Annotated in this window: 22 protein-coding genes; 15 read left to right on the top strand and 7 right to left on the bottom strand. The window is 75.6% G+C overall.

Annotated features, from left to right (window positions below; all coding sequences use genetic code 11):
- The first annotated feature begins 16 nt into the window (after positions 1 to 16).
- The 5 genes from smpB (at position 17) to O7618_RS08875 (ending at position 4,260) form a co-directional block, all read left to right on the top strand.
- Positions 17 to 508: an SsrA-binding protein SmpB gene (gene smpB / locus O7618_RS08895; protein WP_278109955.1), complete on the top strand. Its 492-nt coding sequence runs from the start codon at positions 17 to 19 to the stop codon at positions 506 to 508.
- A 77-nt stretch (positions 509 to 585) separates the two neighbouring features.
- Positions 586 to 1,023 carry a VOC family protein gene (locus tag O7618_RS08890; protein WP_278105523.1) on the top strand — a complete coding sequence of 146 codons (438 nt, stop codon included), beginning with the start codon at positions 586 to 588 and terminating at the stop codon, positions 1,021 to 1,023.
- A gap of 50 nt (positions 1,024 to 1,073) precedes the next feature.
- Positions 1,074 to 1,649: a helix-turn-helix domain-containing protein gene (locus O7618_RS08885; protein WP_278105522.1), complete on the top strand. Its 576-nt coding sequence runs from the start codon at positions 1,074 to 1,076 to the stop codon at positions 1,647 to 1,649.
- Positions 1,646 to 2,908: an MFS transporter gene (locus O7618_RS08880; RefSeq protein ID WP_278105521.1), complete on the top strand. Its 1,263-nt coding sequence runs from the start codon at positions 1,646 to 1,648 to the stop codon at positions 2,906 to 2,908. The genes O7618_RS08885 and O7618_RS08880 overlap by 4 nt, the downstream gene beginning before the upstream one ends.
- A gap of 116 nt (positions 2,909 to 3,024) precedes the next feature.
- Positions 3,025 to 4,260, top strand: a complete 1,236-nt coding sequence (locus O7618_RS08875) for a family 16 glycosylhydrolase (protein WP_278105520.1) — start codon at positions 3,025 to 3,027, stop codon at positions 4,258 to 4,260.
- A 28-nt stretch (positions 4,261 to 4,288) separates the two neighbouring features.
- On the opposite strand, the gene O7618_RS08870 is transcribed toward O7618_RS08875, so the two are convergent.
- Both O7618_RS08870 and O7618_RS08865 read right to left on the bottom strand, forming a co-directional pair.
- On the bottom strand, positions 4,289 to 4,543 hold the full coding sequence (locus O7618_RS08870) for a flavin reductase (RefSeq protein ID WP_278105519.1): 255 nt from the start codon (positions 4,541 to 4,543) through the stop codon (positions 4,289 to 4,291).
- Positions 4,540 to 4,887 (bottom strand): hypothetical protein, encoded by a 348-nt coding sequence (locus O7618_RS08865; protein ID WP_278105518.1) that lies wholly within the window; start codon positions 4,885 to 4,887, stop codon positions 4,540 to 4,542. The genes O7618_RS08870 and O7618_RS08865 overlap by 4 nt, the downstream gene beginning before the upstream one ends.
- Positions 4,888 to 5,010: 123 nt before the next feature.
- Here O7618_RS08865 and O7618_RS08860 point away from each other — a divergent pair, with 123 nt between their 5' ends.
- Genes O7618_RS08860 through O7618_RS08850 form a run of 3 tightly spaced genes read left to right on the top strand, consistent with a single transcriptional unit; the run spans position 5,011 to position 6,532 of the window.
- Positions 5,011 to 5,757, top strand: a complete 747-nt coding sequence (locus tag O7618_RS08860) for a helix-turn-helix transcriptional regulator (protein WP_278105517.1) — start codon at positions 5,011 to 5,013, stop codon at positions 5,755 to 5,757.
- Positions 5,745 to 5,939 carry a DUF397 domain-containing protein gene (locus tag O7618_RS08855; RefSeq protein WP_278105516.1) on the top strand — a complete coding sequence of 65 codons (195 nt, stop codon included), beginning with the start codon at positions 5,745 to 5,747 and terminating at the stop codon, positions 5,937 to 5,939. The genes O7618_RS08860 and O7618_RS08855 overlap by 13 nt, the downstream gene beginning before the upstream one ends.
- Entirely contained in the window at positions 5,939 to 6,532 is a 594-nt protein-coding gene (locus tag O7618_RS08850) for a GNAT family N-acetyltransferase (protein WP_278105515.1), read from the top strand. The genes O7618_RS08855 and O7618_RS08850 overlap by 1 nt, the downstream gene beginning before the upstream one ends.
- Before the next feature lie 81 nt (positions 6,533 to 6,613).
- Here the strand turns inward: O7618_RS08850 and O7618_RS08845 are convergent, their stop codons facing one another.
- The gene (locus O7618_RS08845) at positions 6,614 to 11,542 is read right to left on the bottom strand and encodes a pentapeptide repeat-containing protein (RefSeq protein WP_278105514.1); all 4,929 of its coding nucleotides are present in this window, start codon (positions 11,540 to 11,542) and stop codon (positions 6,614 to 6,616) included.
- Here O7618_RS08845 and O7618_RS08840 point away from each other — a divergent pair.
- Positions 11,519 to 12,241: an ArsB/NhaD family transporter gene (locus O7618_RS08840; protein ID WP_278105513.1), complete on the top strand. Its 723-nt coding sequence runs from the start codon at positions 11,519 to 11,521 to the stop codon at positions 12,239 to 12,241. The two genes, O7618_RS08845 and O7618_RS08840, sit on opposite strands and share 24 nt — an antisense overlap.
- 18 nt (positions 12,242 to 12,259) lie before the next feature.
- Here O7618_RS08840 and O7618_RS08835 read toward each other — a convergent pair whose 3' ends face one another.
- Together O7618_RS08835 and O7618_RS08830 are read right to left on the bottom strand one after the other, a co-directional pair.
- Entirely contained in the window at positions 12,260 to 12,691 is a 432-nt protein-coding gene (locus tag O7618_RS08835; RefSeq protein ID WP_278105512.1) for a hypothetical protein, read from the bottom strand.
- Complete coding sequence (locus O7618_RS08830) at positions 12,684 to 14,006, bottom strand: molybdopterin-dependent oxidoreductase (protein WP_278105511.1); 1,323 nt, start codon at positions 14,004 to 14,006, stop codon at positions 12,684 to 12,686. Before O7618_RS08830 ends, O7618_RS08835 begins: the two co-directional genes overlap by 8 nt.
- A gap of 144 nt (positions 14,007 to 14,150) precedes the next feature.
- On the opposite strand from O7618_RS08830, the gene O7618_RS08825 reads away from it, so the two are divergent.
- Entirely contained in the window at positions 14,151 to 15,224 is a 1,074-nt protein-coding gene (locus O7618_RS08825) for an NAD-dependent epimerase/dehydratase family protein (RefSeq protein WP_278105510.1), read from the top strand.
- A 76-nt stretch (positions 15,225 to 15,300) separates the two neighbouring features.
- Here the strand turns inward: O7618_RS08825 and O7618_RS08820 are convergent, their stop codons facing one another.
- Positions 15,301 to 16,707 carry a hypothetical protein gene (locus O7618_RS08820; protein ID WP_278105509.1) on the bottom strand — a complete coding sequence of 469 codons (1,407 nt, stop codon included), beginning with the start codon at positions 16,705 to 16,707 and terminating at the stop codon, positions 15,301 to 15,303.
- A gap of 145 nt (positions 16,708 to 16,852) precedes the next feature.
- Here O7618_RS08820 and O7618_RS08815 point away from each other — a divergent pair, with 145 nt between their 5' ends.
- The 5 genes from O7618_RS08815 (at position 16,853) to O7618_RS08795 (ending at position 20,554) form a co-directional block, all read left to right on the top strand.
- The gene (locus tag O7618_RS08815; RefSeq protein WP_278105508.1) at positions 16,853 to 17,527 is read left to right on the top strand and encodes a glycosyltransferase family 2 protein; all 675 of its coding nucleotides are present in this window, start codon (positions 16,853 to 16,855) and stop codon (positions 17,525 to 17,527) included.
- Positions 17,524 to 18,210, top strand: coding sequence for a DUF2064 domain-containing protein (locus tag O7618_RS08810; RefSeq protein WP_278105507.1), 687 nt, complete (start codon positions 17,524 to 17,526; stop codon positions 18,208 to 18,210). The genes O7618_RS08815 and O7618_RS08810 overlap by 4 nt, the downstream gene beginning before the upstream one ends.
- Positions 18,211 to 18,497: 287 nt before the next feature.
- Positions 18,498 to 19,067 (top strand): methyltransferase domain-containing protein, encoded by a 570-nt coding sequence (locus O7618_RS08805; RefSeq protein ID WP_278105506.1) that lies wholly within the window; start codon positions 18,498 to 18,500, stop codon positions 19,065 to 19,067.
- 64 nt (positions 19,068 to 19,131) lie between these two features.
- On the top strand, positions 19,132 to 20,025 hold the full coding sequence (locus O7618_RS08800) for a GNAT family N-acetyltransferase (protein ID WP_278105505.1): 894 nt from the start codon (positions 19,132 to 19,134) through the stop codon (positions 20,023 to 20,025).
- 85 nt (positions 20,026 to 20,110) lie between these two features.
- Entirely contained in the window at positions 20,111 to 20,554 is a 444-nt protein-coding gene (locus O7618_RS08795) for a hypothetical protein (protein WP_278105504.1), read from the top strand.
- On the opposite strand, the gene O7618_RS08790 is transcribed toward O7618_RS08795, so the two are convergent.
- Positions 20,529 to 21,431 carry an inositol monophosphatase family protein gene (locus O7618_RS08790; RefSeq protein WP_278105503.1) on the bottom strand — a complete coding sequence of 301 codons (903 nt, stop codon included), beginning with the start codon at positions 21,429 to 21,431 and terminating at the stop codon, positions 20,529 to 20,531. The two genes, O7618_RS08795 and O7618_RS08790, sit on opposite strands and share 26 nt — an antisense overlap.
- Positions 21,432 to 21,446 lie beyond the last annotated feature (15 nt).

Here is a 21,446-nt window from a genome sequence, read left to right as displayed (position 1 = left end):
CACCACGCCCGCCGGCGTGGCCAGGGAGAACGGGCGCAAGGCGATCGCCTCGAACAAGAAGGCGCGGCACGACTACGACGTCCTCAAGACCTACGAGGCCGGCATCGTGCTGGCCGGCACCGAGGTGAAGTCGCTGCGCGAGGGGCGGGTGTCGCTGGTCGACGCGTTCGCGCAGGAGCGCGACGGCGAGATCTGGCTCTACGGGCTGCACATCGCCGAGTACGGCTTCGGCACCTGGACAAACCACGCGCCCCGGCGCACCCGCAAGCTGCTGCTGCACCGGATGGAGATCGCCCGGATCCTGGAGAAGCTGCGCGACGGCGGGGTCACGCTGGTGCCGCTGTCGATGTACTTCGCCGACGGCTGGGCCAAGGTCGAGCTGGGGCTGGCCCGGGGCCGCCGGTCGTACGACAAGCGTCAGGCGCTCGCCGAGCGGGACGCCAAGCGGGAGATCGCCCGGGAGATGGGCCGCCGGCTCAAGGGCCGAGCGGCGACCCGCCGGTCCTGACGTCCCGGCGGGTCGCGGACAGCTCCTGACCGCTACCTCGGGCAGGCTGGCCGGGATCCGACAGAGGGAGAGCCGCGATGGGCCTCGACGTGCAATTCACCTTCGACTGCGCCGACCCGGCCGCGCTCGCCGCGTTCTGGGCCGAGGCGCTCGACTACCGGGTGCAGGGGCCGCCGGACGGCTTCGACTCGTGGGCGCAGGCGCTCACCGCGTTCGGCGTGCCACCGGAGCGGCACAACGACGCCTCAGCCGTGGTCGACCCCGAGGGCACCGGGCCACGGCTGTTCTTCCAGCGGGTGCCGGAGCCCAAGCGGGTCAAGAACCGGGTGCACCTGGACGTGCGGGCCGCGCCGGGCCTGACCGGGGAGGCCCGGATGGCGGCGTTGGAGGCGGCGGCCGACAGGCTCGTCGCGCACGGCGCGAGCCGCGTGGCCCGCCACGAGCCCGCTCCCCCGCTCGGCGCCGGCCACCTGATCATGACCGATCCCGAGGGCAACGAGTTCTGCCTGGACTGACTCCTACAAGACATCTTGTACTTCACTTCTTGTCCGTCTAGCCTCACCCCATGGCGGACGAGCCGAACCACGTGCACCTGACCGACCCGCGCGCCATGCGGGCGCTGGCCCACCCCACTCGACTACGGCTCCTCGGCGAGCTGCGCATCCGCGGCCCGCAGACCGTGGGGATGCTCAGCGACCGCACCGGCGAGGCGGTCGGCTCGGTCAGTTGGCACATCGGCAAGCTGGCCGAGCACGGCTTCGTGACCGAGGCGCCCGACCTGGCCCGCGACCGCCGCGAGCGGTGGTGGCGGGCCGCGCACGCCACCACCGACTGGGACCCGGTCGAACTGCTCGACGACCCGGAGCGGCGGCTCGCCGGCGATCTGCTGCGCCGTGCCGCGATGGAGCGCTACGTGGCCCGCTACCAGGCCTACCTGGATTCCGAGGCGAGCCTCGACCTGGCCTGGGTGCGCGGCACCAACAGCAGCGACACGGTGCTGCACCTGACCCCCGACGAACTGGTGGAGATGGGCGACGAGCTGTCCGAGCTGGCGCGGCGGTGGCACGCGCGCGGTGCGCCCGGCCGGCCGGGCGCGGAGATGGTGACGCTGGTCTGGCAGGCATACCGGGGGCCGCAGTGACCCGCGACCGCCGGCCGCTGGCCGGGCTCCTGATCGGGCACGCCGTCTCGCTGACCGGCAACGTGCTGACGCTCATCGCGCTGCCGCTCTACGTGCTGGCCGAGACCGGCTCGCCGGCGGCCACCGGGCTGGCCGGCGCGTTCGCCACCGCGCCGGTGGTGCTCGGCGGCGCGTTCGGCGGCGTGCTCGTCGACCGGATCGGCTACCGCCGGTCCAGCGTGCTGGCCGACGTCGTCTCCGGCGTGACCGTCGCCGCCGTACCCCTGTTGCACGCCACGGTCGGCCTGCCGTTCCCGGCGCTGCTGGCGCTGGTCTTCGTCAGCGGCCTACTGGACACACCCGGCCAGACCGCCCGCACCGCGCTGCTGCCGGAGGCCGCCGCCGCGGCCGGGGTGCCGATCGAGCGGGCGGTCGGCTGGGCGGAGGCCACCTCGCGAGGCGCCCGCATGATCGGCGCGCCGGTCGCCGGCCTGCTGGTCGGTGTGCTGGGTCCGCTGCCGGTGCTGGCCGTCGACGCGGCGACGTTCGCCGTCTCGGCGCTGGTCGTGACGCTGCTGGTGCCGCGCGGCCTGCGCCCGTCCACCGAGGACGACGAGGTGGAGGTGGGCGGCTACTGGCGGCAGTTCGCCGCCGGGCTGCGCTTCCTCGCCCGGGAGCCGCTGCTGCGCGCCATGGTGCTGCTGGTGCTGGTGACCAACCTGTTCGACGCGGCCAAGAGCAACGTGCTGCTGCCGGTCGTCGCCGACCGCGAACTCGGCGGCCCGGCCGCGTTCGGCCTGCTGGTCGGCGTCATGGGGGGCGGCGCGCTGATCGGCTCGCTGGTGTTCAGCGCGATCGGGCACCGGCTGCCCCGCCGGGCCACGTTCGTCACCGCGTACGCGATCTGCGGCGCGCCCCCGCTGTGGGCGCTCGCCGCCGCGCCGCCGCTGCCGGTGGTGGTCGCGGTCGTCGCGGTGGCCGGGCTGGCGGCCGGCGCGCTCAACCCACTGATGGGCGCGGTGGAGTTGGAGCGGGTACCGGCATCGATGCGGGCCCGGGTCTACGGGGTGATCGGCGCCGGCGCCTGGGCGGCGATGCCGCTCGGCGCGCTGGGCGCCGGGCTGACCGCCGACCGGTTCGGCCCCGCGTCCACGCTCGTCGTGATGGGCGGCTGCTACCTGCTGGTGGTGCTCACGCCGCTGCTGGGCGGGCCGTGGCGGTCGATGGGCCGGCCGGTTCCGGCGGCGCGCCGGGGCGTGCCGGAGGAAGCGCTCTCTTGACAGCGGGGCGGCTTCGTTCATACCTTCATCGAAGGCTATCTTTATAGTTTGTTTACCGTTCGGCGGTGCCGGCCGATCGCGCGGTGAACGGACCCCACCACCGCAGGAGGCATCCCGTGCGCAGTATCCGTACCGTCGCCGCCCTGGCGATGGCGGCGGTCGGCCTCACGGCCGCCCTCACCACCGTCCCGAGCACCCCAGCGGTGGCCGCCCCCGGCGCGGTCACCTGGTCCGACGACTTCAACGGCCCGGCCGGCGCCGCCCCCGACGCGAGCAAGTGGCGCTACGACATCGGCGGCGGCGGTTGGGGCAACAACGAGTTGCAGTACTACACCAACAGCACCCGCAACGCCGCGCTCGACGGCAACGGCAACCTCGTCATCACCGCCCGCAAGGAGAACCCGGCCGGTTACGGCTGCTGGTACGGAAGCTGCCAGTACACCTCCGCCCGGCTGCTCACCAACGGCACGTTCAGCCAGGCGTACGGCCGGTTCGAGGCCCGCATCAAGATCCCGCGCGGGCAGGGGCTGTGGCCGGCCTTCTGGATGCTCGGCAACGACATCGGCAGCAATCCGTGGCCCAACAGCGGCGAGATCGACATCATGGAGAACGTGGGCTACGCGCCGTCCACGGTGTGGGGCACGCTGCACGGCCCGGGCTACTCCGGCGGCAACGGCATCGGCGCGTCCACCTCGCTGCCGGGCGGCCAGGCCCTCGCCGACGCGTTCCACACGTTCGCCGTCGACTGGGCGCCGGACTCGATCACCTGGTACCTCGACGGCGTGGCGTACTCCCGCAAGACGCCGGCCGACGCGGGCGGCAACCGTTGGGTCTTCGACCACCCGTTCTTCATGATCATGAACGTCGCGGTCGGCGGCAACTGGCCCGGCTCGCCCGACGGCAGCACCACGTTCCCGCAGACCATGACCGTCGACTACGTCCGGGTGCAGGCCTGGGACACCGGCGGCGGGGGCACCGGCGGGCAGATCGTCGGCTACGGCAACAAGTGCGTCGACGTGGCCAGCGCGAACACCGCCAACGGCACCCCGGTGCAGCTCTGGACCTGCAACGGCACCGCCGCCCAGCGCTGGACGTGGAACGCCGACGGCTCGGTACGCGCGCTCGGCAAGTGCCTCGACGTGGCGTCCGGGTCGACCGCCAACGGCGCCAAGGTGCAGCTCTACGACTGCAACGGCACCGGCGCGCAGAAGTGGGTGTTCAGCGCCGCCGGCGACATCGTGAACCCGCAGGCCAACAAGTGCCTGGACGCCACCGGGAACAGCTCGGCCGACGGCACCCGGCTGCAGATCTGGGAGTGCGGCGGCACCGCCAACCAGAAGTGGCGACGCTGACCGACCGGTGGACCGGGGCGGGCGGCGCTCACCCCCCGCCCCGGTGTCTCGCCCAGCCGACGAAGCGCTGGTAGCGATCCACCGACCGCGTGCCGTCCCGCGCGGGCAACTCCGCCTCGGCCCGGGCGTAGAGCGTGGCCAGGTGCATCAGCAGCGCGGGTCGGGCTTCCCGGTACGCGGCGAGCAGCCGCAGCTTCGCGGGCGCGCACGGCCAGGCGATCCCGCAGACCCGGCACCGCCAGGTCGGCCGCGACGCGACGTGCTCCGGGCGACCCCGGGTCACCGCAACCTCAGTGCGACGGCGCGGGCCTCTTCGTCGCTCAGCGGCAGGAACCACAGGAACCGCCGCACGATCTCCGGCGGCTGCGGCCCGCCAGGGCGGCCACGCAGGTCGCGGATCGCCCGGCGGGTCAGTCGGACGAACTCCGGCAACAGTTCGGCCCGCCGCACCGCGTCGGTCGGCACCGAGGTCCACACCGGACAGGGCCAGTCCGCACCACAGCCGTCGCAGACCCAGCCCGGGCGGCTCGTCGAGTGCAGGGCGGTCAGCGCCGGCAACGTCCGCGATCCGTCCGGTTCGCCCGCCGGTACGTCGGGCCGCACGACCCGCGCCCACTCCTCCGTCATCGCGTGTCCCCCTCCGCTGCCGCGACACCCCCTCCACCAGAACCCTGCCGAGCGTTGCGCGGCAATCACACTGCGTTGCAGGATGACCACGGGATGGTCGGGATGTTCGGGGAGGACGTAGGGATGAACCGTGCCGTGGCGGCCGCGATGTCCGAGGCGGGGCACACCGCCGAGAGCCTGGCCGAGCGGGTCGGCGTCGACCCGAAGACCGCGGCCCGATGGGCGAGCCAGGGCCGGATCCCGCAGACCCGGCACCGCGCCCAGGTCGCCGAACTGCTCGGCAGGGACGCCGCCGAGCTGTGGCCGGACGCGCTGAAGCGCCGGGAACCGGCCTGGTTCCGCCCCTGGGCCGACATCGAACGCGAGGCGACGGCCCTGCGCTGGTACGAGTCCGCCGTCCTGCCGGGTCTACTTCAGACACCCGAGTACGCCCTCGCGGTCCTTCGAAGTGGGCCGCTGTTCGCCGACGCGGAAAGCCTGCTGGAGGCACGGCTCCTCCGCCAGGCGGCGGTGCTCGATCGACCGCGTCCGCCGCTGCTGGTCTTCGTCCTCGACGAGGCTGCGCTGCGCCGAGGGGATCCCGAGACCATGCATCCCCAGTTGGATCACCTGATGGACCTCGCCGGACGTCAGCACGTGATGGTGCACGTCCTGCCCCTGGGGGCCGGGCTCCACCCTGGCCAGGCCGGCCCGTTCATCATCGCCAGCACCTCCGACGGTGAGGACGTCGGCCACCTCGACGACCAGGCTGCCGGACGGATTCAGAATGATGTTGCGGCCCTCTGGGCGGTCTGGGATACCGTGAGATCCGTTTCGCTGCCGCGGGACCAGACCATCGACTTCCTGAGAGCGCGATCATGGATGAGCTGATCGGTGGGCGCTGGCGCACCAGCACCCGGAGCAGCTCCAACGGTGGCGCCTGCGTCGAGGTGGCCGACAATCTGACCGACCTGATCGGCGTCCGCGACTCCAAGGATCCACGCGGTCCGGTGCTCGTCTTCGCGCCGCCGGCATGGCGGGCGTTCGTCGCCCATCTGGCACCCCGGCGCTGATGAGCGGGTTCACAGCCGAGGTAATCACCACCGCGCGGCTGACCCTGCTGCCGCTGGCCGTCGCGCACGCGGAGGAGATGGCCGCCGTGCTCGCCGAGCCGGCGCTGCACACCTTCATCGGCGGCGAGCCCGCCGCCTCGGAGGCGTTGCGCGCTCGCTACCAGCGGCTGGTCGCCGGCTCCCCCGACCCGGCGGAGTCGTGGTGCAACTGGGTGATCCAGGTGCGCGACGACGGTCGGCTGGCCGGCACCGTCCAGGCCACCGTGACCGCACCCGAGGGTCCACCCCGGCACGCCGCCGCGGGGGGCGCGCGGGCGGTCGGGCACCGGCATCTCGACGAGGTGGCCCCGGTCGCCGGCGGAACGGTCGCGGAGATCGCCTGGGTGGTCGGCACGCCCTGGCAGGGGCGCGGGATCGCCACCGAGGCCGCCCGGGGCATGGTGGGCTGGCTCGGGCCACGCGGTGTGCGTACCCTCGTGGCCCACATTCATCCCGACCACCGCACGTCGGCGGCGGTGGCCACGGCCTGCGGCCTGGCCCCCACGGACGTGTGGCACGACGGCGAGGTCCGCTGGGTGGGTCCACCAGCATGATCGGCACCATTCCGGCGAGGTTGCGGCATCCGACGCGCTCGGACCCCGCCACCTCCCCGAGGTGGTGTTGAATCAAGCGGGTCAGAAGGGGGCGTCGACGGCCATCCGGCGGACCTGGGTGAGGTAGGGGTCCAGCTCGCCCACCTCGAAGCGGCAGGTGCCGATGACGTGCCAGAACTGGCCGCCGGGGTCGCCGTCGAGCTTGTACCGGCCGTCCGGGCTCACCGCCGCCCAACCGTCCGGCAGGCCGATCAGGGTGGCCCGCAACTGCGCGTGCTCCGGGTCCGCCACGTCCCACAGCCGCACCGTGCCGTCGTCTCCGGCGCTGGCCAGCAGGCTGCTGTCCGGGCTGAAGTGCACCGACCAGACCCGCCGGGTGTGCGCGGCCAGGGTGCCGTGCTTGCGCCCGGTGACCGGATCCCAGAGCCGGATCACCAGGTCGTCGCCGGCGGTGGCGAGCAGGTTGCCGTCGGGGCTGAACGCGCACGACCAGAGCCGCCCGACGTGCTCGGTGCGCACGATGCGCCGCTCGCCGGTGGAGACGTCCCAGATCACCGCCGTGCCGTCGTTGCCGGCGCTGGCCAGCAGCGTTCCGTCGCTGTTGAAGCCGACCGAGTAGACCCGGTCGGTGTGGTGCTCCAGGGTCAGCTTGCAGGTGGCGGTGGCGGCGTCCCAGAGCCGCACCATCTGGTCGTCGCAACCGGTGGCGATGGTCTCACCGTCCGGGCTGAACGCCACCGTGCGCACCCGGCCCCGGTGCGGGGTGAGCGTGGCGAAGTGCCGGCCGGTGCGGCGGTACCACAACCGGACCGTGTCGTCGTCGTTCGCGGTGGCCAGCGCGTCGCCGTCCGGGCTGAACGCGACCGCCCAGACGTGGTCGGTGTCCACGTTGAGTTCCCGCTCGTCGGCGCCGGTGTCGGTGTTCCACAGGTGCACGCCGCCGTCGCCGCTGGGCGTGGCCACCAGCGGCTCGTCCGGGCAGAAGACCACCGAGAGCAGCCGGTCGGCCGGGCTGGCGAGCTGCCCCAGCAGGCGGCCGGTGCGCGGCTCCCAGAGCCGGATCACGCCGTCGTTGCCGCACGCCGCCAGCACCTCCCCGTCGTCGCGGAAGGAGAGCGCGGTGACCCGCCGGCCGTGCCCACGCAGCGTCTGCTGGAGCTGCCCGGTGCGCACGTCCCACAGCCGGGTCGTGCCGTCGTTGCTGCTGGTGGCGACCTGGGCCTGGTCGGGCCGCCAGACCACCGGCCAGACCGAGCCGCGGTGCCGGGTCAGCTCGTGGCGCACCTGGCCGTCCTCGGTGTCCCAGAGCTGGATCGCGCCGTCGCTGGCCGCGGTGGCGAGCAGGCTGCCGTCGCCGTTGAACCGGACGCTGTAGATCGCGCCGCGCTGCCGGCCGAGCACCCGCACCGGGCGGCCGGTCTCGGTCTCCCACAGTCGCAGGGCACCGTGCGTGTCGCCGGTGGCCATCAGCGCGCCGTCGGGGTGGATGTCGAGGGCGTACACGTCGGCCTCGTGCCCGCGCGGCTGGCGCAGCAGCTCGCCGTCGGTGGCCCGGCGGATCCACACCCGGCCGTGCTGCCCGACGGCGGCCAGCAGCCGGCCGTCCGACGAGTGCACCACCCGGTAGACCACCTCCGGCTCGCGCACCTCGAAGGCCAGCCGACCGGTGTGCAGGTCCCAGCCGCGCACCGTGCCGGCACTGTCGGCCACCACCACCCGCCGCCCGTCCGGGCTGAACGAGGTGCCCCAGATCGGCGCGTCGTGCCCCGGCCACCCGTGGCGCAGCCGGGCGGTGCGGGTGTCGAAGAGCCGGACCACGCCGGCCGCGTCGCCGACCACCAGCCGGCCCCGGCGGCCGTCGGTGAGCAGCGGCCAGACCCAGCCGGCGAAGACGTCCTCGATGACGTGCCGCACGTCGCCGTGGTCGGCGTCCCACAACCGCACGGTGAGGTCGGCCGCGCCGGTGACGAGCTGGTGCGAGGCCGCGTCGTAGCGGACCGCGTAGACCCGGGACCGGTGACCCGCGAGCGTCCGCACCGGCAGCCCGGTCGCCGTGTCGCAGAGCAGCACGCCGCCGTCGTCGCTGCCCACCGCCAGCACCGCGCCGTCCGGGCTGTAGGCGACCGGCACCGGCAGCCGGCCCACCTCGAAGCCGTAGCCCACCCCCACCGCCGGCGGGGCCAGGCCGGGCGCCACCGGCCGGCCCGGCGCGACCACGGCGCCGCGCAGCTCCGGGGCGCGCAGCATCGCCGGGTCGGCACTGACGTCGATCAGCGCGGTGCGGTGCCAACTGCTACCGGCGATCCGCGCCCCGCGCAGGTCGGCCCGGAACAGCCGGGCGCCGGCCAGCTCCGCGCCACGCAGGTCCGCCCCGGCGAGGCGGGCCTCGTCCAGCCGGGCCCCGCGCAGCCGGGCGTGTTCCAGCCGCGCCTCGGTCAGGTTCGTGGCGACCAGCCGGGTGTCGGTCAGGTCGGCGCCGGTCAGGTCCGCGCCCGCCAGCTCCCGGTGCGACAGGTCCTCGCCGCGCAGCACCGCGCCGCGCAGGTCGGCCCGGTCGGGCAGGCGCAGCCGGGCGCTCAGCCGCAACGCGTTGGCGCGCAGCGTCTCGCCCGCCGACTCGTCGCCGAGCACCCGGGCCGTCCACGCCGTGCAGCGGGCCGGATCGGCGAGGTCGCCCAGGAACTCCACGGCCAGCGCGGACAGCGACCGTACCGCCAGCGCGGCCGGCTCCTCACCCCGGTTGAGCTGCTCGGCGACCCCCTCGGCGACCAGCCACTCCATCACCGAGGTGTGGATGAACCCGAACAGCCCGTCGTCGGTGCGGACCAGCAGGCTGCCCGCGCCGACCGCGTGCGTGGCCTGCGGCCCGGACAACCGCGAGTCGGCCCGCCCGGCGAGCTGGCCGGTGGACTCGGCCAGCTCGGCCAGCCGCAGGTAGGACTCGCCGCTCTCCCAGAGCTGGAACGCCAGCCGGCTCACCGCCTGCCACAGCTCGGGCCGGCGCAGGCTGACCGGGGCGCCCGGGATGCCCTGGGTGCGCCGTTCCTCGAAGTCCAGCCAGGACTCCAGGATCTCGCGGTAGAGCGCGGCGGCGCTGAACGTGCCGCCGGCCCCGGCCACCGCGGCCAGCCGACCCTCGTCGAGGTTGGCGATGAAACCGAGCATGCGCGGGTTGCGGGAGAGGCCGAGCAGGTCCTTGACGCCGGCGAGCAGGCTCATCCGCTCCCGGGCCGCCGCCTCGTCGCCGCCGTAACGGTTGCGCAGGAACGCCTCGATCTGGCCGGGCGTGAAGTCCTCCACCGCCAGCACCCGGCGGTGCGGCAGCAGGCCGACCCGCTCACCCAGCGCGGTCAGCACCTGCGAGTTGGTCTTGAAGTGCTGGGTCCGGCTGCTCACCGCGATCTTCGCCGCGCCCTCGGCCGCCTGGAGCAGCGTCTCCAGGTGGTCGGCCGCCCGGTCGTAGGTCACCCGGGCCACCAGCTCGTCGAACCCGTCGAAGAGCAGCACGATGCGACCCTGCCGCAGCATGTAGCGGAACGCCTTGAGGTCGATCACCTGCTCGCCGTGGTTGGCCAGGTGCGCGGCGACCAGACCGTCGACGGAGTGCGCCTTGTCCAGCGCGCGCAGCTCGACCAGGATCGGGATCAGGTCGGGCGCGGCGGTGGGCAGCCGGCGGGCCACCTCGCGCAGCGCGAACGTCTTGCCCCGACCGAAGTCGCCGAGCACCAGCACGAACCGGCCGTCCGGCGCGGAGACCGTCTCCAGCAGCTCGTCCACCACGTCCTCGCGGACCCGCTGGTCGGCCCCGACCAGGTGCCGGTAGCGCTGCGGCACGTACTGCCCCGGTGGGTAGAGCCGGTCGGCCTGGAGGCGGGCGGTCTGCGCGGCCACGTAGTCGCGCAGGTCGAGCAGGCCCTGGAACTCGGTCAGGTGCAGCACCCGCACGCCGCGCCGCTGCGCCTCCTCGGCCAGCCCGCGCGGCGCCCGGTCGCCGTCGTAGACCAGCTCGGAGGCGATGTCCGGGTCGGCGGCGTGCACCCGGCGGGCGAACCGGTCCACGTCCTCCGGCCCGGGGGTGCCCACGTGCGCGCCGACCCGCTGCTGCCGGACCACGCCGTCGGACCGGTAGCTGACGAAGAGGTGCGGCGGATCGGCCTCGACCCGCCGCACCACCACCCGGTCGTAGCGGGCCTCGCACACCTCGGCGAGCCGGTCGAGCAGCCGCTCCACCGGCGTCACCGGCGCCGCGACCTCGGCCCGGGTGGCGCCCTCGACCACGGTGGGACGGCGCGGGTCGGGCACCTGCGCCGGGCCGGACGCGCCGAACGTCGCCTCGGCGCGGGGCCACGCCGAGACGGTCGACTCACCGGCGTCCGGGCGGTCGCGGCCGAGCACCCAGCGGGTCGACCCGTCCACGCCGAGGCGCAGCACCTGGGCCCGGCCGTCGCGCGGGGCGGCGACCAGCGGCACCACCGGGTCGGCCCGGCCGGCCGGCGCGGCGTCGGAGAGCAGCAGGTTGAGCATCGGGCCGACCAGTCGGTTGACCGAGCCGCGGTCGCGCAGCGACACCCGGTCCGGCGGGGCCTCGTCGGCGTACGGGCTGCGCGGGCCGGGCGCGTGCGCCATCGCGCCCAGCCGCAGCCAGCCGGACTGCTGGTAGTGGCGCAGCCGCTGGGCGAACCAGGTCGACTGCGCCTCGCCGAGGAAGCCGTAGCGGTCCTCCTCGCGGTGGGTGATGGCGATGGTGGAGTTCAGCCCGGCCACCACCACCCGCAGGTCGGGCACCGGGAACAGGGTCCACGGCTGCTCGCTGTCGAAGATCCGGTCCTCGAGGCCCTGGAACAGGTCGTCGAAGAGCCGCGCGTAGTGCCGCCACTTGGGCCAGTAGGGCGGCTGCGGGTCCACGTCGTCGGCCTCGCAGGTGGCGAAGTAGGCCCGGCAGGCGGCCATCGTCACGTCGCGCGGGCCGGGCACCACGACCAGCCGGTGCGGCTCCAGGCCGAGCAGCACCCGCAGCCCGGTGAGGAAGCTCAGCGCGTCGGAGAACTCGCGCGGGCTGCCCGATACTGGCGACCGGCCCGCGCCGGCGCCGAGGAGTTCGTGCCGCCGTCGCCGTACCTGCCGGCGGACCGCCTGCTCTACCGGACCGCGCTGCTGGCCTGCCTGCTCTTCGTCGTCGGGGTGCTGGCCGGCGTGGAGATCGGGATCGCCTCCGGGGTGGCCGCCGCGATCCTGGTGGCCGGCTTCGCGGTGCGGGCCCGGCACCGGCTGCGCCCGGCGCTGGTGCCGTGGCGGCTGCTGGTGTTCGTCACCGGGCTGTTCCTGGTGGTGCAGACCATCGGCCGACACGGGCTGGACACGGTCATGGGCGCGCTGATCGGCACCGATCCGGGCGCGGAGGGCGCGCTGCGGGCGGGGGCGGTCGGCGCGCTGTTCAGCAACGCGGTCAACAACCTGCCCGCCTACGTGGCCGGCGAGGCGGTCATCGCCGCCGACCGGCACACCCAACTGCTGGCGCTGCTGGCCGGCACGAACGTCGGGCCGCTGGCCACCCCGTGGGCGTCGCTGGCCACGCTGATCTGGTACGAGCGCTGCCGGGCGGCCGGGCTGACGGTGCCGCTGGGCCGGTTCGTGGCCACCAGCGCCGCGCTGGCCGCGCTCGCCACCGCCGGCACCGTGGCCGCGCTGCTGGTCGGGCCGGGCGCCTGAGGTCACCGCCCGGCCCGGTCACCGCCGGCGCCACGGCCGACGGGCCGCGTAGAGCAGCGCGCTCACGGCGAAGAACCCGGTGCTGAGCGCCAGCCAGCGGCCGAGCAGGGGTTCCGGGGCGAGGCCGGTGGCCGCCGCGTAGGTGCCGTCCCCGAGTCCCAGCACGCCGGGCAGGTAGATCAGGAACAGCAGCGCCGACCCGAGCGCCGGGACCCGGACGTGGTTGCGCAGCGACCGGTCGGCACGGCCCAGCGCCCGGTCCGCCGCCGCGTACGCCGGGAACAGCACCAGGTCGTGGGCGACCGCCGCGCCGACGAACCAGAGCAGCATCCGGCCGGCGGTCGGCTCCCCGGCCAGCCGCAGCGCGACCCAGCCGGCCACGGTGAGGCAGCCGGCCAGCAGCGCCAGGTGCCAGGGCGCCGCGCCGTACGCCCGCCGCAGCTCAGCCATCGAACACGATCTCCTCCACCCACTTGGTGCAGTGCACGCCCGGCAGCGCGGGCACCACGACCCGGGCCGGGAAGCCGTGGTCGGGGCTCAGGTCGACGCCGTTGACCCGCAGCGCGAGCAGCGCGTCCGGGTCGGTCACCTGCCCGCCGTGCAGGGTGGCCCGGCTGAACAGTCCGCCGCGCTCCAGCGAGCGGACCCGCGCGGCGGCCGGACCGCCGACGCCGACCAGCCCGGCGAGGTCACGCAGGCGCACCCCGGTCCAGGTCTGCGACGTGGACCAGCCCTCCACGCAGGCGATCGGCAGCGTGGCGGTGTGCTGCGGCAGCGCGAGCAGCCCGGCCCGGTCCAGCGTGACGGTGCGGTCGCCGGCCCGCAGCGACAGCCGCCAGCCAGGGCCGGTGCGGTCGGCCGTGACACCGGCCGCCGTGGCGGTGCGGTTCACCGGGAAGCCGGTGGGCCCGTCGCCGACGCGCCGGCCCCGGGGCAGCAGCAACGCGGTGCGCCGCAGCGCGTCCACGCTCTGCCCCACGGTCAGCGCGGCCAGCAGCAGCGCGCCGCCGCCCGCCAGCGCCAGCACCCCGCGCCGGCTCATCGTGGCCGGGCCGGGTCGGCGGGCCACCAGGCCGTCCGGATCCGCCGGCTCCGGCCCGGTCCGCTCCACCGGGGTACGCGCGAAGCCCGGCCCGCGCAGCGTGGTCACCAGCCGGGGCAGTTTGATCGCCACGTGTGTCACCAGCGCCACCGTGAAGATCCAGGCGCCGTACCAGTGCGCGGTGTAGAAGTCGAAGCCGAACAGGTACGCGTACTGGACGTTGAGCAGGCCGGTCACGCTCTGGAACAGGATGCCGCCGACCAGCAGCAGCAACGACAGCCGTTCCAGCACCTGCGCGACCGAGCGGGCCGGCGGCCAGGCGAACAGCTTCGGCACCACCGACCAGAGCTTCGCCAGCACCACCGGCACCAGCACGATGCCGAGCGTCACGTGCAGCCCCTGGGTGAGCCGGAACAGCCAGGCCGGCCGCGTCGGCCAGTCGAACACCGGCGGGTGCAGCCAGCCCACGTCGCGGGGGAACGCCTGGTCGAAGCGGGGGCCGTAGGCGATCCAGTCGAGCAGCCCGGTGACGATCACCAGCGGCAGCGCGGCCAGCAGCACCGCGCCGAGCACCGAGGTCAGCCACGGTCCGCGTACCGGGCTGCGCCAGGCCCGGTCGATCACGTCGACGCCCGGCGGTCGGTGGCGATCCAGGGCGCGCCAGAGTCGGGCCGGCGTGGCGTACCCCGGCTCGGGCGGCGGCGGTGGAACGTCGGTGGTCACGGGATGGGACGCTAGACCGCGCGGGCGGCCCTCGGCGGCGTTTGCCGCATTACCGAAGCCTTACCACCGCGGTGCCTTACGAACCGCTGACGTCCGGCCGGAACCGACCTCCCACCCGTGCCGGGTGCCCTAGCGTCAGCGGGTATGCGGGTACTGGTCACCGGCGCGGCCGGCTTCATCGGATCGCAGATCGCCGACCTGCTGGCGGCCGAGGGCCACGAGCCGGTCTGCCTGGACGCCCTGCTGCCGCAGGCGCACGGCGGGACGTTGCCGGAGTGGTCCCGGCGGCACGACCCGGTGGTCGGCGACGTGCGCGACGGCGCGCTGCTGGAGCGGCTGCTGTCCGGGGTGGACGCGGTCTGCCACCAGGCGGCCATGGTCGGGCACGGCCTCGATCCGTCCGACGCGCCCGACTACGCGGCGCACAACGACCTCGGCACGGCGACGCTGCTGGCCGCGATGCACTCCGCCGGGGTACGTCGGCTGGTGCTGGCCAGCTCGATGGTGGTGTACGGCGAGGGGCGCTACACCTGCGACCGGCACGGCGTGGTCCGTCCCGCCCCGCGTCGCGCCGTCGACCTGGCCGCCGGCCGGTACGACCCGACCTGCCCCGACTGCGGCGACACGCTCGCCCCGGCGCTGGTGCCCGAGGACGCGCCGCTGGAGCCGCGCAGCACGTACGCGGCGAGCAAGCTCGCCCAGGAGCACTACGCCGCCGCGTGGGCCCGGCAGACCGGCGGCGCGGTGTGGGCGTTGCGCTACCACAACGTCTACGGTCCGCGGATGCCCCGCGACACCCCGTACGCCGGGGTGGCCTCGTTGTTCCGCTCCGCGCTGGCCGGCGGGCGCGCGCCGGTCGTGCTGGAGGACGGCCGGCAACGGCGCGACTTCGTGCACGTCACCGACGTGGCCCGGGCGAACCTGCTGGCGCTGACCGCGCCGCCACCCGACGGTCTGGTGCCGGTGAACGTCTGCTCCGGACAGCCGCACACCGTGGGCGACCTGGCGACGACGCTGGCGGCGGCCATGGCCGGCCCCGCGCCGGTGGTGGCCGGCGGCGCCCGGGCGGCCGACGTCCGGCACGTGGTGGCCGACCCCACCCGGGCCCGGGAGTTGCTCGGCTACACCGCGCGGGTCACCTTCGCCGAAGGCGTCACCGCCTTCGCCACCGACCCCCAACGCTCCCCCGCCACCCGCCTGACGCCCCACCCCGCCTGACACCCCGCCCCGGCTCGTCACGGAGTGGGCCGCGGGGCGGGTGGGGCCAACGTGGGTGCCGGCTCGGGTGGGTGGGTCAGGAGACGGTGCGGAGGAGGTGGTTGACGAGCAGGGCGGTCAACGCCTGGACGGTCAGCCAGCGGCGCCGTGTCGACGGGGGCAGGTGGGCGACGGCGACCAGCAGCCAGACCACGAACGGCAGCCAGATCCGCTCCACCTCGGCCTTGCTCATCCCGGACACGTCGGCAACGGTCACCACCAGCGCGGCCGCCGCCGGCAACAGCACCGCCGGGCCGAGCCCGACGACCCGCCGCGCCCGGACGACCCACACCGCCGACGACGACGCCTCGACGGCGCGCCAGGTGGCGCGGGCCGCGACGACGGTGCGGCGCAGCGACGGGCCGAGCACCGGCCCGGCCGAGAGCAGCAGCGCGGCCAGGTTGGCCCACACCCAGTAGGCGTACGGGCGGTCCGCCGCCCAGCCCTGGTAGTAGCGCTCGACGACCCGGTCGTACCCCTCCCACCAGTGGAAGCCGGCCAGCACGAACAGCGCCGTGACGGCGGCGACGCCCGCGGTCGCCGCGAGCAGGGCCGCCCGGCGGCGGTCCGGCCGCAGCGCCAGCACCGCCACCGCGAGCACCCCGACCAGCACGAACCCGTACGACAGGTGCAGCGCGAAGCCGAGCAGCAGCCCACCGGCCAGCGCGGCGAGCGGTCCGCGTACCGCCAGCAACGCCAACCCGGCGGCGACCACACCGGTGAACACCGCGTCGGCGGAGGCGCCCAGCCACACCGCGCCGGGCAGCAGCACCAGGAACGGCAGCACCGCCCGGGCCGCGTCGGCGGCGCCCAACGCGCGCAGGGTGACCGGCACCGACACCACGGCGGTGGCCCCGACCAGCACGCAGCAGAGCGCGGCGGCGGTGCCCCCACCCAGCCCGACCCGATCCAGCCAGACGAAGACCAGCAGCGCGCCCGGCGGGTGCCCGGCCGTGTGGGTGGACCAGGAGTCGGGCTGGAAGTCCAGGATGCGCCCGGTGAAGCCGGCCAGCATGGCCGGGATGTCGGTCACCCCGGGCACCTCGTGCAGGTACTCCGCCTGCGGGGTCAGCCGCCGGGTCAGCCCGGCGGACCAGCCGTCCACCAGTGCCAGCGCCAGCGTCCAGGCCACCGCGGCCAGCCAGCCGGCGGCCAGCAGCGGCCCCCACCGCGCGGTCCGCGACCAGCGCAGTCCCGGTCCGAGCACGACCAGCGCGACGGCCACCGCGAGCGGCGTACCCCAGCCGACGTGCGGTCGCCAGGTGGCGTAGAGCGGCGCGGCGTCGGCGTGCAGGCCGACGCCGCGGCGGTTGAGCACCAGCCCGATCACGACGGCGGCGGCGAGCAGCGCCACCTCGACGGCGACCGCGACCAGGTCACCCCGGCGTGGGGGCCCGGTCCGGTCCACGGCGGGGGCGCGGCGCAGCGTGGGTGCGGATCTCATGACGACCGCACGGTACGGCCCGCCGGCGCCGGCCGGGACGGCAACCGCCGACTCGTCACAGGACGGTAAGAAGTGCCTGCTCGGTAAGGGTTCCGTAAGCCCGATCGGGACTCGGCCGGGCGGCCGTCGGCCTACCGTCGGCGGCATGCGGACACAGATCGACGTGGTGCTGCCGTGCCTGGACGAGGCCGCCGCCCTGCCCGGGGTGTTGACGGCGCTGCCGCCGGGCTACCGGGCCATCGTGGTGGACAACGGCTCCCGGGACGGCTCGCCCGAGGTGGCCGCCCGGCACGGCGCCCGGGTGGTACGCGAAGCCCGCCGCGGTTACGGCGCGGCCGTGCACACCGGCCTGGAGGCCGCCGGGACGGAGCTGGTCTGCGTGCTGGACGCGGACGGCTCGTTCGACCCCGGCGAGTTGCCGGCGCTGGTCGCCCCGGTCGCGGCGGGCGCCGCCGACCTGGCCGTGGGCCGCCGCCGGCCGGTGTCCGCCGGCGCCTGGCCGTGGCACGCGCGGGCCGGCACCGCGCTGGTGGCCGCGTTGCTGCGGCAGCGTGGGGTGCCGCTGCGCGACCTCAGCCCGATCCGGGTCGCCCGGCGCGCGGAGCTGCTCGCGCTCGGCGTCACCGACCGGGCGTTCGGCTATCCGTTGGAGTTGATGATCCGGGCCGCGGCGGCCGGCTGGCGGATCCACGAGCGCGACGTCCGCTACGCCCCGCGCGCCGCCGGCACGAAGTCCAAGGTGTCCGGCTCGGTACGCGGCACGGTCCGGGCCACCCGGGACTTCCTCACGGTGCTGCGCAGCGTGGACGGCCCGCGGTGACCGTCCTGCTGGTGGTGGCGAAGGCCCCGGTGCCGGGGACGGTGAACCCCCGCCTCTGTCCCCCGGCCACTCCGACACAGGCGGCCCGGATCGCCGCCGCGGCGCTGCGTGACACGCTGGACGCGGTCGCCGCCACCCGGGGCGTCCTGCCGGTGCTGGCGTTGGCCGGGAGCTTCGCCGACGCCGAGGACGGCGCGAACCTGGCCGCCGCGGTCGCCGGATGGCCGGTGTTCCGGCAGCGCGGTGACGGCCTGGCCGATCGCCTCGCGCACGCGCACGCCGACGTGGCCGAGACGTACCCGGGGTGGCCGGTGGTGCAGATCGGCATGGACACCCCGCAGCTGACCCCGGCGCGGCTGGCCGACGCCGTACGCCGGTTGTCCACGCCCGGTGCCGACGCGGTCCTCGGCCCGGCCGCGGACGGCGGCTGGTGGGGCCTGGGCCTGCGCGACCCGCGCTGGGCGGCGGCGCTGCGCGGCGTGCCGATGTCCACCGCCGACACCGGCCGGCTCACCCACGCCGCGCTGGTCGGGGCCGGCCTTCGGGTCGGTGCCCTGCCCACGCTGCGCGACGTGGACGAGTGGGCCGACGCGCTGGCGGTGGCCCGCTCCGCGCCCGACGGCCGGTTCGCCGGCGAGATGGCCGCGTGGCGGCCGACGTTGCTGGCGGGCGGTGCCCGGTGAGCGCGAGGAGCGAGCCGGGCCTGCGAGCCCCGCAGTCGCGAACGACCACCGACCCCGCGAGCGCGACGAGCGAGCCGGGCCTGCGAGCCCCGCAGTCGCGAACGACCACCGACCCCGCGAGCGCGACGAGCGAGCCGGGCCTGCGAGCCCCGCAGTCGCGAACGACCACCGACCCCGCGAGCGCGAGGAGCGAGCCGGGCCTGCGAGCCCCGCAGTCGCGGGCGGAGAGCTGTGCCGCGGACGGCTTCGGCGACGCGCTGCGGCGGCGGTCCGGCGTTCACTGGCTGGTGCACGCGGACGGGGTCCGCCGGCGGTTGCCGGTGGAGCGGTGGCACGGGCCGGCGGAGGCGGCGACCGCCGCGGTGGTGGCCCGCTGCGACGGCCCGACGCTGGACCTGGGTTGTGGACCGGGCCGGGTCGCGGCGGCACTGACCCGGGCCGGTGTCACCACGGTCGGGGTGGACGTCTGCGCGCGGGCGGTGGCGCTGACCCGGGCCCGGGGCGCGGTGGCGCTGCGGGCCGACCTGTTCGCGCCGCTGCCGGCCGAGGGCCGGTGGCGGCACGTGGTGCTGCTGGACGGCAACATCGGCATCGGCGGCGACCCGGCCCGGCTGCTGCGCCGGTGCCGGGAGCTGCTGCGCCCGGACGGCGTGGTGCTGGTCGAGCTGGACCCGCCCGGCAGCGGCGCCTGGCAGGGCCAGGCGCACGTGGTGTCCGGCCGGCGGCGGGGGCCCAGCTTCGGCTGGGCGCGGCTGGACACCCGGGCGGTGCACCCGGCGGCCGCGGCGGCCGGACTGGCCGTGCGGGACCTGCGCCCGAACGGCGGCCGATGGTTCGCGGAACTGGTGACCGCCTGAGCCGCGAGCGGGCCGGGCGGAAAACCCCTACGGGCGGGCTTCGTCCACCAACTAGCGTGCCGGCATGACCGTCACCCTGCACTTCCACGCCGACCCCGTGGAGTTCCTCGGCGCCGCCGGCGACCACCTGGCCGCCGACCCGGTGGTCAACACCGTGGTCGCCTCCGTCGCGTACCGGATGGCCGCCCGCCGGGCCGATGGGATCGCGCTGCCGGCGGACGACTGGTGGCTGGTGGTCCGGGACGACTCCGGCGCGGTGGTCGGCGCGGGAATGCGGGCCGCGCCGTTCCCGCCGCGCCCGCCGTTCCTGCTGCCGATGCCGACGGAGGCGGCGGTCGCGCTGGCCCGCACCTGGCACGGGCGCGGCGAGCGGGTGTCGGCGGTCAACGGCGCGCTGCCCGCGGTCCGCGCCTGCGCCGACGAGGTGGCGCGCCTGCGCGGCGGGCGTGTCGAGGTCGCCCAGCACACCCGGCTGCACGAACTCGACACGCTGGTCCCGCCCGCGCCGGCGCCGGGCGCGCTGAGGCTCGCCGGTGAGGACGAGGTCGACCTGGTCGGCACCTGGTTCGGCGCGTTCATGGCCGACGCCGACGAGCAGGCGGGCCGCCCGCGTGGCGCCAGCGCACACGAGACACCCGACCGGGACGACCTGCTACGACGGATCCGGAGCGGCCGGGTCTGGTTCTGGACCGACACGGCGGGCCGGCCGGTGCACCTCACCGCCGCCAACCCGACGGCGTTCGGCGTCGCCCGGGTGGGACCGGTCTACACGCCGCCGCAGCAGCGCGGCCGGGGGTGGGCCGGCAACGCGGTGGCCGAGGTGAGCAGGCTGCTGCGGGCCGAGGGCGCGCGGGTGTGTCTCTTCACCAACCAGGCGAACCCGACGTCGAACCGGCTCTACGCCCGCCTCGGCTTCCGGCCGGTGGTGGACATGGCCAACCTGGTCGTCGTGCCCTGACGGCGGGGCGGAGGCGCAGTCGAGGCCGAGCGCGGCCAGCCGGTGCGGGTCGGCGATCACGTCCACGGCGGCGATCCGCCCGCCGGTGACCGTGAACGCCATCACCGACAGCGGCCGGCCGCCGGCGCTCACCAGCACCCCGGCGGCGCCGTTGACGAGCACCGGCCGGGCGTACGGGAAGAGCCGACCGAACGTGGTGGCCTGCCCGGCGACCTCCGTCGCGCCGGTGAGCACGGTGCTGTGCCGGGCGCTGACGCTCGGCGCGCCGGCCGGGCTGGCGCCCGACCTGGCCGGCCCGGCCACACTCGGCCTCGACGAGCTGCTGGCCGGCTACCTGACGGCCACCGGCCGGCGACGGCTGCGACCGCCGCTACGAATTCCGGGCCGGGTCGGGCGCGCCTACCGCGACGGGGCGAACCTGGCTCGGCCGGACGCGACGCGGGGTGTGCGGACCTGGGACGACTTCCTGGCCGACCGGCTGCAGGGCCACGCCGCCGGTCGTCTCACCACCCGACCGAGCCGAGGCTGACCGGGGTGAGTCGGCGCACCTGCGGTTCGATCCACTGGGCCGCGGTGACCAGCTTGACCAGCCGGTCGATCGTCTCCGGCGGGCCGGCAACGAAGCTGCGCCGGTCCGCCGGCACGCCGTAACGGTCGTCGAACGTGCCGCCGTCCAACGCGCGCACGGCCATCCCCGCCTCGGCCGCCAGCAGCATCCCGGCCGGCAGGTCGACCGACTCGGGGCGGTAGCCGACGATTCCGTCGATGTCGCCGCGGGCCAACATCACCCAGGCCAGCAGCGGCGCCCACAGTTGCAGCACCCGGCGGGCGGTGGAGTCGAGGACGACCTTCAACGCCCGGGCGGTGCTGTCGTCGCGGCGTACCCCGTGCCCCTGGGTCCAGGCCAACACCGGCGCGGCCGGCACCGGCCGGTGCGCGGCGCGCAGCCGGCAGCCCACCGGGTCGGAACCGTGCACGAAGGCCCCCTGGCCGCGCACCGCGGACCAGGTCCGGCCGGCGATCGGATCGTGCACCACGCCGAGCACCGGAGAGCCGCGCTCGCACAGCGCGATGCCGACCACGTAAGCGGGCAGGCCGATCGCCACGTTGTTGGTGCCGTCGAGCGGGTCCACGAGCCACGCCCAGGTGGTGTCCGGGGCGTATTCGCCGCCCTCCTCGGCGATCACGCCGTGCTCCGGCCAGCGGGCCCGGATCCGGTCGACGATCAGGCGCTCGGCGGCCAGGTCGAGGTCGGTGACCACGTCGCCGGAGTCGTCCTTGGCCCGGGCGTGCACCTCCTCCCGGAGGCCCCGGCGTAGCAGCCGGCCGGCCGCCCGGGCCGCCTGCACCGCGAACCGGTGCGCGTCGCGCAGGTCGGGCCCGCCTCTGTTCGGCTCCACGTCCATGGCTCCTCCAGCCAG

The organism is Micromonospora sp. WMMD980 (genome assembly GCF_029626035.1).
Lineage (GTDB): Bacteria > Actinomycetota > Actinomycetes > Mycobacteriales > Micromonosporaceae > Micromonospora.
The sequence above is the reverse complement of the archived record's forward strand: the minus strand, read 5'-3'. Positions and strand labels throughout refer to the sequence as shown.